At 42.8% G+C, this 835-nt stretch carries 1 pseudogene; it reads right to left on the reverse strand.

The features are described from left to right. A pseudogene (locus ACFIKG_RS09545) lies at positions 1 to 835 on the reverse strand (filamentous hemagglutinin); the annotation flags it as partial.

Here is an 835-nt window from a genome sequence, read left to right on the forward strand (position 1 = left end):
TTTCCCTCTGCTCTCATAGAGCTATAATGGTTGTCAATGGTATCAGCGTTAATGATGAGATTGCCACTAGATTGTATTACCCCCGAAACAGTTGGTTTATGCGAAAACCCTTGCGTGACAGTCTTTTCTGTCATGTGTGACCAATTTTCGTTTATTGACCAGCCCCCTCCTGCCTTCCGCCGAAAACCATTCCATCGATACTGTTCTACAGAGTTTCTTTCGTCAATATATTTCCAAGTAAATGCCTTATAGACTGTTCCATCGCTTGAAATTGCGGTGCCATAGGTTTCTTCTTTACTATTCCAAAGTGGATTATCTAAGTAAATGTATAAGTGTCCTTTCCAAATTCCGTTATCATCTTGATGTTCGTGCCCTTGTCCCCAAAGACCAACTTTCGCATCATGATATAACATCCCATCACTGAGTTGATCAGAACCCTTTGGTCTTTGGAAAGAAATATCGCTATATTCCGTTTTTTCCGTGATGACGGGCGTGCTATCGGCTTCGTTTTTTAGAGTGTTGGTTTGGATATTTAAGTTTCCACCAGCTTGAATAAAGCCCGCTTTGTTAACAAGCGAAAGGCTTTTTCCTGTGCCTTCTGCATTGGTGAAAGATAAATCACCCTCTGCCATTATGGCGCCAAAATCATTCAACAAAGCCCCATCAACTTGTAAAGCACCATTGCCCTTCACATAGATTAAGCCCGTTTTGTTGTTGGTCACATTGCCCGTCACGCTAAAGACTAAATCCTGCCCCGATGCCAATTGACCGCTATTTCCAAGCTCCCCCGTTTTGATCACGAAATCTCGCGCCGCTAAAACAGAAGTTGCCTTAT

Source organism: Bartonella sp. LB28NMGDW, assembly GCF_042194435.1.
In the GTDB taxonomy this organism is placed as follows: domain Bacteria; phylum Pseudomonadota; class Alphaproteobacteria; order Rhizobiales; family Rhizobiaceae; genus Bartonella; species Bartonella grahamii.